Origin of the sequence: Nocardioides sp. Root1257 (assembly GCF_001425175.1) — a bacterium.
Lineage (GTDB): Bacteria > Actinomycetota > Actinomycetes > Propionibacteriales > Nocardioidaceae > Nocardioides.
Genome location: NZ_LMDV01000008.1, coordinates 557198 through 572189 on the forward strand (window position 1 = coordinate 557198; position 14992 = coordinate 572189).

Annotated in this window: 14 protein-coding genes and 1 tRNA gene; 11 read left to right on the plus strand and 4 right to left on the minus strand. The window is 72.7% G+C overall.

Going from position 1 to position 14992, the window contains the following annotated elements; translation table 11 throughout:
• Window positions 1-43: 43 nt before the first annotated feature.
• The 5 genes from ASC77_RS10850 to tsaE all read left to right on the plus strand — a co-directional run bounded on the left by ASC77_RS10850 (window position 44) and on the right by tsaE (window position 5795).
• The gene (locus tag ASC77_RS10850) at window positions 44-1150 is read left to right on the plus strand and encodes a cohesin domain-containing protein (protein WP_162249816.1); all 1107 of its coding nucleotides are present in this window, start codon (window positions 44-46) and stop codon (window positions 1148-1150) included.
• 48 nt (window positions 1151-1198) lie between these two features.
• Entirely contained in the window at window positions 1199-2569 is a 1371-nt protein-coding gene (locus ASC77_RS10855; RefSeq protein ID WP_056152103.1) for an NAD(P)H-hydrate dehydratase, read from the plus strand.
• A 16-nt stretch (window positions 2570-2585) separates the two neighbouring features.
• Window positions 2586-3716, plus strand: coding sequence for an alanine racemase (alr, locus tag ASC77_RS10860; protein WP_056152106.1), 1131 nt, complete (start codon window positions 2586-2588; stop codon window positions 3714-3716).
• Window positions 3717-3792: 76 nt separating this feature from the next.
• Window positions 3793-4884, plus strand: coding sequence for an alpha/beta fold hydrolase (locus ASC77_RS10865; RefSeq protein ID WP_056152108.1), 1092 nt, complete (start codon window positions 3793-3795; stop codon window positions 4882-4884).
• Entirely contained in the window at window positions 4881-5795 is a 915-nt protein-coding gene (gene tsaE / locus ASC77_RS10870; RefSeq protein WP_056152111.1) for a tRNA (adenosine(37)-N6)-threonylcarbamoyltransferase complex ATPase subunit type 1 TsaE, read from the plus strand. Before ASC77_RS10865 ends, tsaE begins: the two co-directional genes overlap by 4 nt.
• A 78-nt stretch (window positions 5796-5873) precedes the next feature.
• On the opposite strand, the gene ASC77_RS10875 is transcribed toward tsaE, so the two are convergent.
• Both ASC77_RS10875 and ASC77_RS10880 read right to left on the minus strand, forming a co-directional pair.
• Window positions 5874-6446 (minus strand): hypothetical protein, encoded by a 573-nt coding sequence (locus ASC77_RS10875; RefSeq protein WP_056152114.1) that lies wholly within the window; start codon window positions 6444-6446, stop codon window positions 5874-5876.
• Window positions 6447-6456: 10 nt separating this feature from the next.
• Window positions 6457-7545: an ATP-dependent DNA ligase gene (locus tag ASC77_RS10880; protein ID WP_200944951.1), complete on the minus strand. Its 1089-nt coding sequence runs from the start codon at window positions 7543-7545 to the stop codon at window positions 6457-6459.
• A 65-nt stretch (window positions 7546-7610) separates the two neighbouring features.
• Between ASC77_RS10880 and ASC77_RS10885 the strand changes: the two genes are divergently transcribed.
• The 6 genes from ASC77_RS10885 (at window position 7611) to ASC77_RS10910 (ending at window position 12498) form a co-directional block, all read left to right on the plus strand.
• Window positions 7611-8027 carry an adenylyltransferase/cytidyltransferase family protein gene (locus tag ASC77_RS10885; RefSeq protein WP_056152121.1) on the plus strand — a complete coding sequence of 139 codons (417 nt, stop codon included), beginning with the start codon at window positions 7611-7613 and terminating at the stop codon, window positions 8025-8027.
• The gene (locus tag ASC77_RS10890; protein WP_056152123.1) at window positions 8024-9625 is read left to right on the plus strand and encodes a class I SAM-dependent methyltransferase; all 1602 of its coding nucleotides are present in this window, start codon (window positions 8024-8026) and stop codon (window positions 9623-9625) included. The genes ASC77_RS10885 and ASC77_RS10890 overlap by 4 nt, the downstream gene beginning before the upstream one ends.
• Complete coding sequence (locus ASC77_RS26585) at window positions 9622-9870, plus strand: DUF6752 domain-containing protein (protein ID WP_056152127.1); 249 nt, start codon at window positions 9622-9624, stop codon at window positions 9868-9870. Before ASC77_RS10890 ends, ASC77_RS26585 begins: the two co-directional genes overlap by 4 nt.
• Before the next feature lie 50 nt (window positions 9871-9920).
• Window positions 9921-9999, plus strand: a tRNA-Gln gene (locus ASC77_RS10900).
• A 1-nt stretch (window position 10000) separates the two neighbouring features.
• Window positions 10001-11482, plus strand: a complete 1482-nt coding sequence (glmU, locus tag ASC77_RS10905; protein WP_056152130.1) for a bifunctional UDP-N-acetylglucosamine diphosphorylase/glucosamine-1-phosphate N-acetyltransferase GlmU — start codon at window positions 10001-10003, stop codon at window positions 11480-11482.
• A 44-nt stretch (window positions 11483-11526) separates the two neighbouring features.
• Window positions 11527-12498, plus strand: coding sequence for a ribose-phosphate diphosphokinase (locus ASC77_RS10910; protein ID WP_056152133.1), 972 nt, complete (start codon window positions 11527-11529; stop codon window positions 12496-12498).
• Window positions 12499-12532: 34 nt separating this feature from the next.
• Here the strand turns inward: ASC77_RS10910 and ASC77_RS10915 are convergent, their stop codons facing one another.
• Window positions 12533-13249 (minus strand): helix-turn-helix transcriptional regulator, encoded by a 717-nt coding sequence (locus ASC77_RS10915; RefSeq protein ID WP_056152136.1) that lies wholly within the window; start codon window positions 13247-13249, stop codon window positions 12533-12535.
• Window positions 13250-13423: 174 nt separating this feature from the next.
• Entirely contained in the window at window positions 13424-14866 is a 1443-nt protein-coding gene (locus tag ASC77_RS10920; RefSeq protein WP_156391028.1) for a sugar transferase, read from the minus strand.
• Between the last annotated feature and the right edge of the window lie 126 nt (window positions 14867-14992).

Here is a 14992-nt window from a genome sequence, read left to right on the forward strand (position 1 = left end):
CGGGACGAGCAACGACGAGAGGCACGGGACGACGATGGAGACGGTGACGCACCGCAGGTGGGGCGCTCGGCCAGCCACGGCAGCGGCCGTGGGAGCCCTGGTGGCCCTGGGCATCGGCGCGGCGGTCGCGATCCCCGGGGCCATGGCGAACGCCAACGAGCGCACCCTGACGGCGCCGACGGCGCTCGACGGGTTCAGCATCGAGACCTCGGCACCGGGCGCGGTCGTCGGTGACGAGGTCACGGTGACGGTCAAGGCGACCGCCGCCGCCGACCTCTACGCCTACGACCTGACCTTGGCGTACGACTCGCACCTGCTGAAGTACGTCGACGACAGCGCGACCACGGACGTGTCGGGAGCGACGTACGCCACCGACCACGGCGGGACACTCAGCATCATCCACACCAAGCTGGGCTCCTCGCCGGCCGCTGACGGGGTCGTGACCCTGGCCTCGGTGACCTTCACCGGGCTCGCCAGCGGCGACTCGATGGTCGAGGCGACCGACCTGGTCGCCGTCACCAGCGCGGACAGCGCCAGCACGGAGTCGACGACGACCACCGACCTGGCGTCCGCACCGCTGAGCATCGGCAAGCTCCCGGCTCCGGTTGCGACCTCCCCGGCGAGGATCGCCGCGACGGCCCGCGTGGGCAGCGTGCTGACCGCGAAGGTCCCGACCTGGGACCAGGACGGCGTCGCCACCGAGTACCAGTGGCTGGTGGGCGGGAGCGCCGTCGCGCGCGCGACCTCGGCGAGCTACCGACCGACCGTCGCCGACTACGGCAAGGCCGTGTCGGTGGTCGTCAGCGGCACCAAGAGCGACCACGTCACCGGGCAGAGCACGTCCGCGTCGGTCAAGGTCGGCAAGGCGGTCACCAGCACCTCGCTCGTGGCCGGCAAGAAGGTCGTCAAGGCCGGCAAGCAGGTCCGGGTCCGGGTGAAGGTCTCTGCCACCGGGGCGGTGCCGACCGGCAAGGTCGTCGTCACCCTCGCCGGCAAGCGGCTCCACCCGGCGGTCACCCTCAAGGGCGGTACCGCGACCTTCACCGTCACGGTGAAGGGCAAGAAGGGGGCACGTCACCTCGTGGTGGCGTACTCGCCGAGCAGTGCCTTCACCGCCAGCACGGACAGCGTGAAGATCCGCCTGAAGTAGCACCCGTCTCGTGCCCCCGGCCTCGGACTCAGGTCCTAGGTTGGGGGCATGAGGCGTGCACACACGGTGGAGCAGGTGCGGGCGGCCGAGGCCGAGCTGATGCGCAGCCTGCCGGAGGGTGCGCTGATGCAGCGGGCGGCGGCCGGCCTGGCGTACGCCGTGCTCGACCTGCTCGGCTCGGCGTACGGCCGGCGGGTGCTGCTGCTCGTGGGGTCGGGCGACAACGGCGGGGACGCGTTGTACGCCGGCGCGCTGCTGGCGCGGCGCGGGGTGCAGGTCGAGGCGTGGCTGCTCTCGGACCACGCCCACGAGCGCGGGATCGCGGCGCTGCGGGCCGCGGGGGGACGACTCACGACCCGACCGGACCGACCCGAGGTGGTGGTCGACGGGATCGTCGGGATCGGCGGCCGTCCGGGGCTGCGGGCCGAGGCGCACGAGGCGCTCGCGGCGGTCGAGGGGGTCCCGGTGGTCGCGGTGGACGTCCCCAGCGGCGTCGACGTCGACACCGGCGAGCTCGACGGACCGCACGTGACCGCGGCCGTCACGGTCACCTTCGGCACCCACAAGGTCGCGCACCTGGTCGACCCCGCAGCCGCAGCCGCCGGCGTCGTCCACCTCGTCGACATCGGGCTCGACCTGCCCGAAGCGGCGGTCGAGGCCCTTCAGCCCGAGGACGTCGCGGCACTGCTGCCGCGGCCGGCACCGGACGCCCAGAAGTACGTGCGCGGCGTCGTCGGCGTGCGCGCGGGGTCCGCCGAGTACCCCGGCGCCGCGCTGCTCAGCGTCGCGGGCGCCAACAGCGGCCTGTGCGGGATGGTCCGCTACGTCGGCGCCGCGTCCGACACGGTCCGCGAGGTCCACCCGGAGGTGGTCGGCGCCGGCCGGGTGCAGGCGTGGGTCGTCGGCTCCGGCGGTGGCGAGCACGCGGGCGACGAGCTCGCGACCGCCCGTGAGGACCGGGTCCCGCTCGTGATCGACGCCGATGCGCTCGCCCACGTCACCGGCCCGCAGCCGAGCGACACGATCCTCACGCCACACGCCGGCGAGCTGGCCGCCCTGCTCGGCATCGACCGTGACGACGTCGAGGCCCGGCCGCTCCACCACGCGCGACAGGCGGCCACGACGTACGGCTGCGTGGTGCTGCTCAAGGGGCGCCACACCCTGGTCGCCACCCCGGACGGCCGGGTGCGAGCCACGACCACCGGCACGCCATGGCTGGCCACGGCCGGTGCGGGGGACGTGCTGGGGGGACTGGTCGGTGCGCTGCTGGCGGCCGGCCTGGCGCCGTACGACGCGGCCTCGGTCGGATCCTGGCTGCACGGGGCCGCGGCGACCCTCGCGGGTCGGGGTGGGCCCCTGGTCGCGAGCGAGGTCGCGGCGTCCATCTCGGCGGCCGTCCGGAGCCTCCCGACCCCCTGATGGGACAATTGACGGCATGAGCCCCCTGCCGGTCGCGCGCGCCGAGATCGTCGTCGATCTCGCGGCGATCCGGCACAACGTCCGCACGCTGCGCGAGTTGACCGGCGTGCAGATGATGACGGTGGTCAAGGCGGACGGCTACGGGCACGGCATGGTCGAGGTGGCGCGCGCGGCCCGGGGGGCCGGCTCCGAGTGGATCGGGGTCGCCACGATCGACGAGGCGCTCGCCCTCCGCGAGGCCGGCGACACCGGACGCCTGCTCTGCTGGCTGACCGTCCCGGGCGAGGACCACGCCGCAGCGATCGCCGCCGATGTCGACCTCACGGCGTACTCCGTTGCCGAGCTCCACGAGATCGAGGACGCCGCCGGTCAGGTCGGCCGGCCCGCGCGCCTGCAGCTGAAGGTCGACACCGGTCTCTCGCGGGGCGGCGCCCCGATGGACACCTGGTCCGACGTCGTCGCCGCGGCCGCCGCGGGTGAGCGCGACGGCACCTTGGCCGTCACCGGCGTCTGGTCACACCTCGCGGCGAGCGACGAGCCCGACCACCCCGCCAACGACGCCCAGGAGGCCGTCTTCCGCGAGGCCCTCGACATCGCCGCGGCCGCCGGGCTGCGCCCGGAGGTCCGCCACCTCGCCAACTCGGCGGGTGCGATCCTGCGGCCGTCCGCCCGCTTCGACCTGGTGCGCGTCGGGCTCGCGTCGTACGGCCTCGACCCGGCGCCGGGGCACACCCCCGACCTCGGGCTGCGGCCCGCGATGACCGTGCGGGCCACGCTCGCGCAGACCAAGCCGCTCGCCGCCGGCGCCTCCGTCTCCTACGGCCACACCTGGACCGCGGAGACCCCCACCACGGTCGGCCTGGTGCCGGTCGGGTACGCCGACGGCGTGCCTCGCCACGCCAGCAACGTCGCCCAGGTGCTCGTCGACGGCAAGCGCCGGGCGATCCGCGGCCGGGTGTGCATGGACCAGTTCGTCGTCGACCTGGACGGCGACCTGCCGTCAGCGGGCCGCGACGTGGTGCTCTTCGGGCCGGGGACGGACGGGGAGCCGACCGCCCAGGACTGGGCCGAGGCCAGCGGCACCATCTCCTACGAGATCGTCACCCGAGTCGGGGGGCGCATGAGCCGGAGGTACGTCGACAAGTGAGTGAGCGCAGCGAGCTCATCATCGAGCGCAGAGTGTCCGGTGCCTCATGTGCGCACGGAGCGAAGCGAGTACGCGCATGAGTGTTCGTGGACGGGTGATCGGTGCGGTCACCGTCGGCGCGGTGGGCCTCGCGGCCGCCGGCGCGGGCGTGGGCGTCAACCGGCAGCGCAAGCGCATCGCCCGGAGGGCGCCGGACGACGTACCGGCGTTCGGCTCGCTGCACTCCGCGCCGATCACGGTGGTCGCCGCCGACGGCACGCCGCTGCACGTGGAGGTCGACGAGCCCGAGCTGCCGGCGAAGGGGCGGTCGCGCAAGGCCAAGCCACCGCTGACGGTGATCTTCGCCCACGGCTACGCCCTGGAGCTGGACTGCTGGCACTTCCAGCGCGAGCACTTCAGGAGCGCGCGCGGGCGCGGCCAGGTCCGCACCGTCTTCTACGACCAGCGCTCGCACGGCCGCTCCGGTCGCTCGCCGCTGGGAAACGCCACCATCGAGCAGCTCGGCAGCGACCTGCTCGCCGTGATGGACGCCGTCGCGCCGGAGGGGCCGGTCGTGGTGGTCGGTCACTCCATGGGCGGGATGACCGTGGTCGCGCTCGCGGAGCAGCACCCCGAGCTGTTCGGCGACCGCGTGGTCGGCACGGCGCTGATCTCGACCACCGCGGGTGGGCTGGAGCCCAGCCGGATCCTCTTCCCAATGGTCCCGGCGTGGGGGAGCGCCGGCCCCGTCGGCCGCACGATCTCCACGCTGGCCCGCACCCACAGGATCGTCGACGGCGTCCGCAAGGTCGGGCGCGACGTGGCGCTGGTCGCCACCGCCAACCTCGCCTTCGGCGACGACGTGCCGGGCAGCTACGTCGAGTTCGTCGACCGGATGCTGTCGGCGACGCCGTTCGAGGTGGTCGCCGAGTTCTTCCCGGGCTTCTCGTCGCTCGACAAGTTCGACGCGGTCGAGGTGCTGGCGAAGGTGCCGACCGTGGTCATCTGCGGCACCGAGGACAAGCTGACCTCGATCGGGCACAGCCGCAAGCTCCAGGCGCGGATCGACGGCTCGACGCTGCTCGAGTGCCACGGCGCGGGCCACATGGTGATCCTGGAGCGGCACTCCGAGGTCAACGGCGAGCTGGACCGCCTGCTCGCCGCCACCGGGGCCGAGGACGCCCGGTGACCGTCGAGATCACCCGGGTCGGCCCCGAGTCGGCCGGACAGGTCCTCGCGGTCGTCCGGGCCGCCTTCGAGGCCCGGCCGCCGCTCGACCCGCCGGCGGCCGCGCTCGAGGAGACCGAGGAATCGATCGCCGACCGGCTGGCCGGCCACGGCGGCCTGCTCGCCTGCCTCGACGGTCGCCCGGTCGGCGCCCTCGTGCTCGACCCGATCGGCAGCACGACGTACCTCCGCCGCTTCGGGGTGGCCCCCGACGCCCAGGGCCACGGCGTCGCCGCAGCGCTGATCGACGCCGCCGTCGAGGCGGCCGACGGCTCCGACGACCTGACCGTCGTGGCCCGCGAGGAGCTGCCCCAGACGGTGCAGTTCTGGGAGCGACAGGGCTTCCGGGAGATCCGCCGGGAGTCGCCGAACGTCGAGCTGCGCCGACCCCTGCGCACCCACGTCTTCCAGGCGCCCGATGCCGATGCCATGCGAGGGCTGGGCAGGTCGCTCGCGGGGCAGCTCGCCCGGGGCGACCTGATCGTGCTCAGCGGCGAGCTCGGCGCGGGCAAGACCACGTTCACCCAGGGGCTGGGGGCCGGTCTCGGCGTCCGGGGCGACGTCACCTCCCCGACGTTCGTGATCGCCCGGGTGCACCCGTCGCTGGTCGGCGGCCCCGACCTGGTGCACGTCGACGCCTACCGCCTCGGCGGCCTGGACGAGCTCGACGACCTCGACCTCGACACCGCGTTCGACGACGCCGTGACGGTCGTCGAGTGGGGCGAGGGCCTGGCCGAGGGGCTCTCCGAGTCGCGCCTCGAGGTCGCCATCGTGCGCGGCGACGCCCCGCACGACGGGCTGGACCCGCGCCGGGTCGAGCTCACCCCGGTCGGACCGCGCTGGCACGCGCTGTCCTTCCGCGCGCTGGGTTGAATCGAGACTTCTGACGGTTGAATCGATGGATTCGACCGTCAGAAGTCTCGACTCGACCGTCAGAAGTCTCGATTCGACCTAGAGGCCGGTGATGCCCTCTTCGCCGTAGCGCTCGGCCTGCTCGTCGAACGTCTCGTGCTCCAGCAGGTGCAGGATCGGTACGCCGAGCTTGCGCCGCGCCTTCGAGGTCCAGTCGAGGTGGAAGAACTCGGACACCACGTGCGGGCGGGTGAGGATGATCGCCTCGCGGCCGTCGACCTCGGTCACCTTGGCGGCGAGCGCGTCGATCGGCGGGTCGGTGACGACCTGACCGCGCGCGGTCGCGCCGCTCTTGCGCAGCGCCGCGAGGGTCTGGTCGAGCTCGGTGGAGGAACGCTCCTCGCAGTCCTTGCGGACCGCGTCGAGGTCGACCTCGCTCATCGGCATCGTGGGTGACGCGAGCATGTCGCCCGCGGTGAGCGAGCCCATCGCGGACTCGATCCGGGCCGCGGCGTCCTCCAGCGGGAGGAGCACGTGGTAGGTCACCGGCTCGTCGAGACCCTCGTGGAGCGAGTGCACCTGGGCGGCGTCCTGCTCGCTCAGGGCCTGCTCGATCAGGAGGACGACGTCGTAGTCCTCGCCCGTGCTCTGGGGGCCTGCGTTCTCGGACATGGTCCGCCTCTCAGTCGACGCTCAAGATCCTAGCGAGGTCGTAGCTGACCGGCTCATCCAGTTGCTCGTAGCCGCACGACTCCGGGTCGCGGTCGGTGCGCCAGCGGCGGAACTGGGCCGTGTGCCGGAAGCGGTGGCCCTCCATGTGGTCGTAGGCCACCTCGAGCACCCGCTCGGGCCGCAACGGCGTGAACGACAGGTCCTTGCCCTGGCTCCACCGGCTCTGCGTGCCGGGGACGCGGTCGGGATTGGCGGTGAGGAACTCCTGCCAGTGACCCCACGGGTGGTCGGCGATGTCGCAGACCAGCGGCTGGAGCTCCTCGATCAGCTCCGCCCGGCGTGCCGCGGTGAAGCTCGCGCTGACGCCGATGTGCTGGAGCTGCCCCTCGTCGTTGTAGAGGCCGAGCAGGAGGCTGCCGAGCAGCGGAGCCTCGGGCGTGCTGGTCTTGTGCTCGCGGTAGCCCGCGACGACCACGTCGGCGGTGCGCTCGTGCTTGATCTTGAGCATCGTGCGGGCGTTCTGCTGGTACGGCGCACCCAGCGGCTTCGCCACGACGCCGTCGAGGCCGGCGCCCTCGAACTGGTGGAACCACTCCTCGGCCTCGGCCGGGTCCGTCGTGGTGCGGGTCAGGAAGCAAGGGCCGTCCAGCCCCGCGAGCGCGCCCTCGAGCGCCGCCCGCCGCTCGGCGAACGGGCGCTCGGCGTACGACTCGTCGCCGAGCGCGAGCAGGTCGAAGGCGACGTACGACGCGGGCGTCTTCTCGCTCAGCATCGCGATCCGCGAGGCGGCCGGGTGGATGCGCTCCTGCAGCACCTCGAACTCCAGCCGCTCTCCGACGCTGACGAAGATCTCGCCGTCCAGCACGCACCGCTCCGGCAGCTGTTCGCGCATCGCGGCGACGACCTCGGGGAAGTAGCGCGTCAGCGGCTTGGTGTTGCGGCTGGCGAGCTCGACCTCGGCGCCGTCCTTGAAGACGACGCACCGGAAGCCGTCCCACTTGGGCTCGAAGCTCAGCCCGTCGTGCTTGGCGGGGTCGGGGATGCCCTTCACCGACTTCGCGAGCATCGGCTTGACCGGCGGCATGACGGGGAGTTCCACGTCGAGAGGGTAGGTCGTGCGCTAAAGTTCAGTAAAACACTAGACAAACTAGAAACGAGGGCTCGATGAGTCCGTTGGTGGGATACGTGCCCGGGGTCTACGACCTCTTCCACATCGGGCACCTCAACGCGCTGCGCCAGGCGCGCGAGCTGTGCGACGTGCTCGTGGCCGGGATCGTCTCCGACGAGGTCTGCGAGCAGGTGAAGGGCCTCCGGCCGTTCGTGCCGCTGGAGGAGCGGCTCGCGATCGTGGACGCGATCGGCATCGTCGACGCGACGTACGCCGAGCTCACCACCGACAAGCTCGACGCCTGGCGCGAGGTCGGGTTCCACCGGGTCTTCAAGGGCGACGACTGGCTCGGCACGCCGCGCGGGCTGGAGCTCGAGCAGCGGGTCGGGTCGGTGGGCGCGGAGGTCGTCTACTTCCCCTACACGGCCCACACCTCGAGCACCCAGCTGCGCCGGGTCATCTCCGCCTCGTGAGCAGGGTCCTCAGCCAGGCGCCCGCACCGGTCGTCACGGTGTCGGGCGACGGTCTGCTGCTGCGCAGTGCGCCGGCGGAGCCGCAGGTGGTGAGCTTCGACGGTCGCTACATCTGGGCGTTCACGGCGGCCCGCGACGGGCGGTCCGTCCCCGGGGGCGTGCTGGTCGAGTGGCCACCGGTGCTCCGCAGGTTCCTCGACGGGACGGTCCGGGTCCGGGTCGCCGACGTGACCGGTGACCGGGTGCTCCACGACCAGGAGGTCCTGCTCGGCGCCGGCGACGGTCGCGTGCAGGTCGTCGACCCGCAGGGGCTCCCGCTGGCCGTCGACAAGGTCGGACACCTCTGTCGGGCCTTCGACGACACGGCCGAAGGGGTCCGCGCCGAGATCCTGACCGGCACCCGCCGCGCCCTCGACGACCTGCGCGACGTGTGCGGCGTGGAGGCCTACCTCAACTACGGCGCGCTGCTGGGAGCCGTCCGCGACGGCGCGATGATCGCGCACGACTCCGACACGGACGTCTGCTACCTCAGCCGCCACACCTCGCCAGCCGACATCATCGCGGAGTCCTACCGGATCCAGCGGGCGCTCAAGCAGCTCGGCTGGACCCTGCTGCGGATGTCCGGCGGCGACATCAAGCTGCTCCTCCCGCTCAGCGACGGGCGGCTCTGCCACATCGACGTCTTCGTCGCGTTCCGGGTCGGTGGGACCTTCTACCAGCTCGGCAACCGCAGCGGCCGGCTCCTCGACTCGGTCATCCTGCCGGTCTCGACGATCACGCTGCACGGCGTCGAGCTGCCGGCGCCCGCCGATCCCGAGGCGATGCTGGCGTTCATCTACGGACCCGGCTGGCGGGTGCCGGACCCGTCGTTCAAGTACGCCGACCCCGTGCGCGGCGTACGCCGGCTCGACGGCTGGCTGCGGGGCTTCCGGACCGACATGGGGCGCTGGACCGAGTTCCACCAGGGTGCGGGCCGCAGGCTCGTCCGGGGCCGTCGCTCGACCTTCGCGAAGTGGGTCGACCGGCAGCTGCCCCGTGGCGCGCCCGTCGCCGAGATCGGGTGCGGCACCGGGCGCGACGCGCTCTGGCTCGCGCGTCGTGGCCACCCGGTGATCGCCTTCGACTTCTCGCGCGCGGCCCGGGCGGCGGTCCTGAAGCGGGCCCGGCACCGGCGGCTGCACCTCGAGGTCCGGGCCCTGATCCTCAACGAGCTGCGCACCGTGCTGCTCGCCGGCGCCGAGCTCGCCCGCGACCCGCACCACCTGGCCGCCCGGCACCTGCTCGGGTGCCTCGACGACCGCGCGCGCAGCCAGCTGTGGCTGCTGTGCCGGATGGCGCTGCGCGGCGGCGGGACGCTGTTCCTCGAGTTCAGCGCCGACACCGGCGTCGGTGCGCCCGACCCGGAGCCGGCGGGGCTGGTGCGGCGGCTCGACCCGGACGTCGTACGCCGCGAGATCGAGGCGGCCGGCGGCCGGGTCGTGCGAGCGCGGGTCCGCGCCGGCGTCGACGTCCTCGGCCACCCCGACCCCACCGTCTGCCGGATGCGGGTCGCCTGGACCCGACCCGAGCACCCGACCTCCCGGAGGACCGCACCATGACGACGTTCACCCGCACCCGCGCCCGGGCCCGGATCGCCCAGGACCGCTACCGGCGGCTGCGGCGCCGGCCGATCGGCGTCCGAGCGCGCCTGGCCGTGCTGGAGGAGGAGCTGCAGGAGAGCCGGCAGCTCAACCGCCGCATCACCGAGCTCGTCGACGTGGTGGCCGAGCTGCTGGTCCTCGTCGACGACCGTGACGAGGAGCGCGTGCGCGAGGTGCTGGCACAGTACCGAGCCAGCATCTGAGCCGATCGGGCTCTAGGGTTGGGTCGTCTGTCCCCGGCTGGGGAGAGCGATCCCCGGTTGGTCTGCCGGCAGGGCCCGCCTGACTTTGAATCAGGACTAGCGACGTAGGTTCGACTCCTACCCGGGGAGCATGAGCGCACAACAGAGGACGGGACTGACGGTCATCGTGCTGGCCGCCGGCGGCGGCACGCGGATGAAGTCCAAGACCATGAAGGTGCTGCACCCGATCGGGGGGCGCAGCATGATCGGGCACGTCCTGACGGCCGCGCAGGCGCTCGATCCCGAGCAGGTCGTCGCCGTCGTCGGCCACCAGCGCGAGGCGGTCAGCGCGCACATCCACGCGTCGTTCCCCGACGTGGTCCTCGCCGTGCAGGAGGAGCAGCACGGCACGGGGCACGCCGTACGGATGGCCGTCGAGGCCGTCGCCGAGCAGCGCGGGCAGGCCATCTCCGGCACCGTCTTGGTGGCGTACGGCGACACCCCGCTGCTCCGCGGCGACTCGCTGCGTGAGTTCGCCGACGAGCACGAGGCCGCGCAGCGCGCAGTCAGCATCCTGAGCGGGATCGTCCCCGACCCGTTCGGCTACGGGCGGGTGCTGCGCAACGACGAGGGCGACGTCGAGGCGATCGTCGAGGAGAAGGACGCGTCCCCGGAGCAGCGCGAGGTCCGCGAGATCAACTCCGGGATCCTGGCCTTCGACGCCGAGTTCCTGCGCGAGGCGCTGCCCCGGATCGGCAACGACAACGCCAAGGGCGAGTACTACCTGACGGACACGATCGCCCTCGCCCGGGAGGACGGACTGACGGTCGGCGCGCACCCGATCGACGACGTGATGCAGACCGAGGGCGTCAACGACCGGGTCCAGCTGGCCCGCATCGGCGCGGAGCTCAACCGCCGCATCGTCGAGGGCTGGATGCGCGAGGGCGTCACGGTGGTCGACCCCGCGACCACCTGGATCGACGCCGACGTCGTGCTCGGTGCGGACGTCACGATCCTGCCCGGCACCCAGCTCCTCGGGGCGACCGTCGTGGCCGAGGATGCCGTCATCGGTCCGGACACCACCCTCAAGGACTGCGAGATCGGGTCCGCCGCCACCGTGGTCCGGACCCAGGGCGTGCTCGCCGTGGTCGGCGCCGAGGCGATCGTCGGCCCCTTCTCCTACCTGCGTCCCGGCACGATCCTCGGCACCCGGGGCAAGATCGGCGGCTTCGTCGAGACCAAGAACGCCGTGATCGGCGACGGCGCGAAGGTCCCGCACCTCTCGTACGTCGGGGACGCGGAGATCGGCGAGGGCACCAACATCGGGGCCGGCACCATCTTCGCCAACTACGACGGCGTCAACAAGCACCGGACCAAGGTCGGGAAGCACGCGCGGACCTCGTCCAACAACACGTTCGTGGCGCCGATCGAGATCGGCGACGGGGCGGCGACCGGGGCCGGGACCGTCGTGCGCGAGGACGTCCCGCCGGGCGCGCTGGCGGTCTCCAGCGGGCCGCAGCGCAACATCGAGGGGTGGGCGATGGCCAAGCGAGCGGGCACCGCTCAGGCGAGTGCGGCGGAGATCGCACTGGCCGGGCGACGAGACGACGACCAGGGCATGGCAGAATCCTGAATGGACCACCTCCGGCGACCGAGGAGCAACAAACCGTGACCGGAATGAAGAAGACCACCGAGAAGAACCTGATGGTCTTCAGCGGACGGGCGCACCCGGTGCTCGCCGAGGAGGTGGCCGGGATGCTCGGCACCGACCTCGTGCCGACATCGGCGTACGAGTTCGCGAACTCGGAGATCTACGTCCGCTACGAGGAGTCGGTCCGCGGCTGCGACGCCTTCGTGATCCAGAGCCACACGGCTCCGATCAACGAGTGGATCATGGAGCACCTGATCATGGTCGACGCCCTGAAGCGGGCGAGCGCCAAGCGGATCACCGTGGTCATGCCGTTCTACGGCTACGCACGCCAGGACAAGAAGCACCGCGGCCGCGAGCCGATCTCCGCCCGGCTGATGGCCGACCTCTTCAAGACGGCCGGCGCCGACCGGCTGATCACGGTCGACCTGCACGCCGACCAGGTCCAGGGCTTCTTCGACGGCCCCGTCGACCACCTGATGGCGCTGCCGATCCTGGCCGACCACATCAAGGAGAAGTACGGCAACCAGCCGCTGGCGATCGTCTCCCCGGACGCCGGTCGGATCAAGGTCGCCGAGCGCTGGTCGGCCCGCCTCGGCGGTGCTCCGCTGGCCTTCATCCACAAGACCCGACGCACCGACCGTCCGAACGAGACCGTCGCCAACCGGGTCGTCGGTGACGTCACCGGTCGGATGTGCGTGCTCGTCGACGACATGATCGACACCGGCGGCACGATCGCCAAGGCCGCCGACGCCCTGATGGCGGACGGCGCCGCCGGCGTCGTCATCGCCGCCACCCACGCGATCCTGTCCGGCCCCGCGGTCGACCGGCTCAAGAACTGCCCCGCTGCCGAGGTCGTCGTGACCAACACATTGCCGCTCTCGCCGGACCAGGAGTTCGACAAGCTCACCTGCCTGTCGATCGCGCCGCTGGTCTCCCGGGCGATCCGCGAGGTGTTCGAGGACGGCTCGGTCACGTCGATGTTCGACGGGCACGCCTGACCGACGACCTGATCGCCGGGCCCCGCCCGGAGCGTCAGGCCACGTGCAGCGCGAGCGTGGTGGGGGACCAGCCCACCTGCCAGGCCTGGGCGACGGCGGCCAGCTGGGACCCCGCCTCCAGCTTGGCCAGGACCGTGCGGATCTGCGATCGCACGGTCTCGACCGACACCACGTGCGCGCGGGCGATCTCGTTGACCGAGCAACCGTGCATCAGGCGCCACAGGATGCGTGCCTCGGCCGGCGTCAGGTGGCTCAGGTTGCGGCGGACTCTCCGGTCGGGGCTGACCGTGCGGTCCGGGGGCGACGTGCAGAGGCTCGCGCGGCGGACGCTCGGGCGCGGTGGCCGCGGGGTGAGCGTCGCGCAGTCCCGGATCATGGTCAGGACGTCCGCGAGCCCGCAGTCGCTCCCGATCGTCGCGGTGGCACCCTCACGGATCAGCTCGGCCTCCGCCTGCGCGTCACCCACCTGGCCGACCGCCACCACGCGCTGGCTCCGCGCGCTCAGCTCGGCGACGAGGTCAGCGGCGTCGAGCACGTCGGCGCGCGAGAGCACCAGCACGACGAGGGTGGGGTTCGAGCGTCGTACGACGTCGAACACCCCGCTGGTCGAGGGCGATGCCTCGAGCGGGATGGTCGTCACCCGGGCGACCGCCGCCAGTGGTCGGGCGATCGTCTCGACGACCAGGGTGGACTGTCCGACCACCGTCACGCGCGGCGGGCGGTGGACTGCTGCCTTCTGCGTCGTCGTCATGTCCGTTCCCCTGAAGATCCCGTGATCGCTCCATGCCACGAACCCCAGGGTCCGTGCCCCAGGTGCGCTATGGAGCCTAGTCCCTCTCTAGCACGGGTCCAGAGGCCATGTCCGGTAGTTCGGACGACGTTCGGCAGCCTGTCTAGTCCTCCCCGGGGTCGACGCGTCGCCGGTTCAGTACGCCCCGCGGTGGCCGAGGACGGCGCCGACCGTGCGCAGCAGGATCTGCAGGTCGAGCGCCCAGGACCAGTTGTCGACGTAGTGCAGGTCCAGCCGCACGGACTGGTCCCAGCTGAGGTCGGAGCGTCCCGACACCTGCCAGAGCCCGGTCAGTCCCGGTCGGACCACCAGGCGGTGACGCGGGTCCTCGTCGTACCGCGTGACCTCCGACGGGAGCGCCGGCCGCGGCCCGACCAGCGACATCTCGCCGCGGACCACGTTGATGAGCTGGGGGAGCTCGTCGAGGGAGTACTTGCGCAGGAGCCTGCCGACGCGGGTGATCCGGGGATCCTGTTGCATCTTGAAGAGGACGCCGTCGCAGTCGTTGTGCTGGGCCAGCTCCGCGAGCAGCCGGTCGGCGTCGGTCCGCATGGTGCGGAACTTGAGCATCGTGAAGGTGGTCCCGTCGCGCCCGGTGCGGGTCTGCGCGAAGATGGCGGGGCCGGGGGAGTCGCGGCGGACGGCCAGCGCGATCGCGAGCATCAGCGGCCCGAAGGCGACGAGCGCGAGGCCGGCCAGGATGCGGTCGGCGGCGTGCTTGGCCTCGAGGGCCCACCTCCGGCGGGTCGCGGGCAGGACCCGGGCCAGACCGAGCGGTCCGATGCAGAGCGGGCGCACCCGGCCCGGCAGCACGTCGAGGAGTCCGGTGCCGACGAGGACGTCGATCCCGGCCTCGTGGGCGGCCCAGCAGGCGCGCCGCAGGCGAGCGGGATCCAGTGCTCGTCCCGGCACCAGGACGAGCGTCCCGGCGCCGGACGCGCGCGCGGCGTCGACCGCGCTGTCCACCCCGAGCCACAGCGGGAACTCCGCGAAGCGGTCCGCCAGGCCCGGGCCGAGCACGGTCGGGTCGTCGTCGGCGACGACGACCGAGGCGACCTCCCAGCGGCGGGCGCGGTCACGGCCCAGCTCCTCGACCAGGGGCTCCAGGTCCGCGAGGTCACCGGCGACCGCCACCCGCGCGGCGTGGCTCGCGGTCGGCTTCAGGAGGCGGACCGTCGCGGCGCTCAGCACGAGTGCCGCCGTCAGCGCGACCTCGGCCGTGGCGCCGGCGGTGGGCAGGACCAGGGGACCGGCGACCCAGCAGACCAGGCCCACCAGGACGCCGGCCCGGAGCGTCGCGCGCTCGCCGTCCCTGAGGGTCGACGCGCTCCAGGCTCCCGAGACGGCGAGGGCCAGGCACCAGAGGACCACCGTCGCGGTCGCCGAGCCGACGCCGACCTGGATCCCGGTGAGGGTGGCCGCCAGTGCGACGACGGCAGTCGCCGCCACCGCGTCCACCAGCGCGAGGGTCGGCCACGTCGGGCGCGGTCCTGATCGCGGCCGCACCCTCGGGCGCGCGATCGCGGCGCCCTCGGTGGTGTGGACCGCCTCGGACGCCATCGGCATCAGCGATGTCACCTTCGTCTCCCCCCGGCAGAACCCGACCGGTGCCGTCCGCCAGGCCAAGCCCGGCAAGGACGTTCCGATGTCTCACGGAGAACCTAGGAACTCCCGGCCGGGCGGGCATGCCCGAAATAGGGCAAC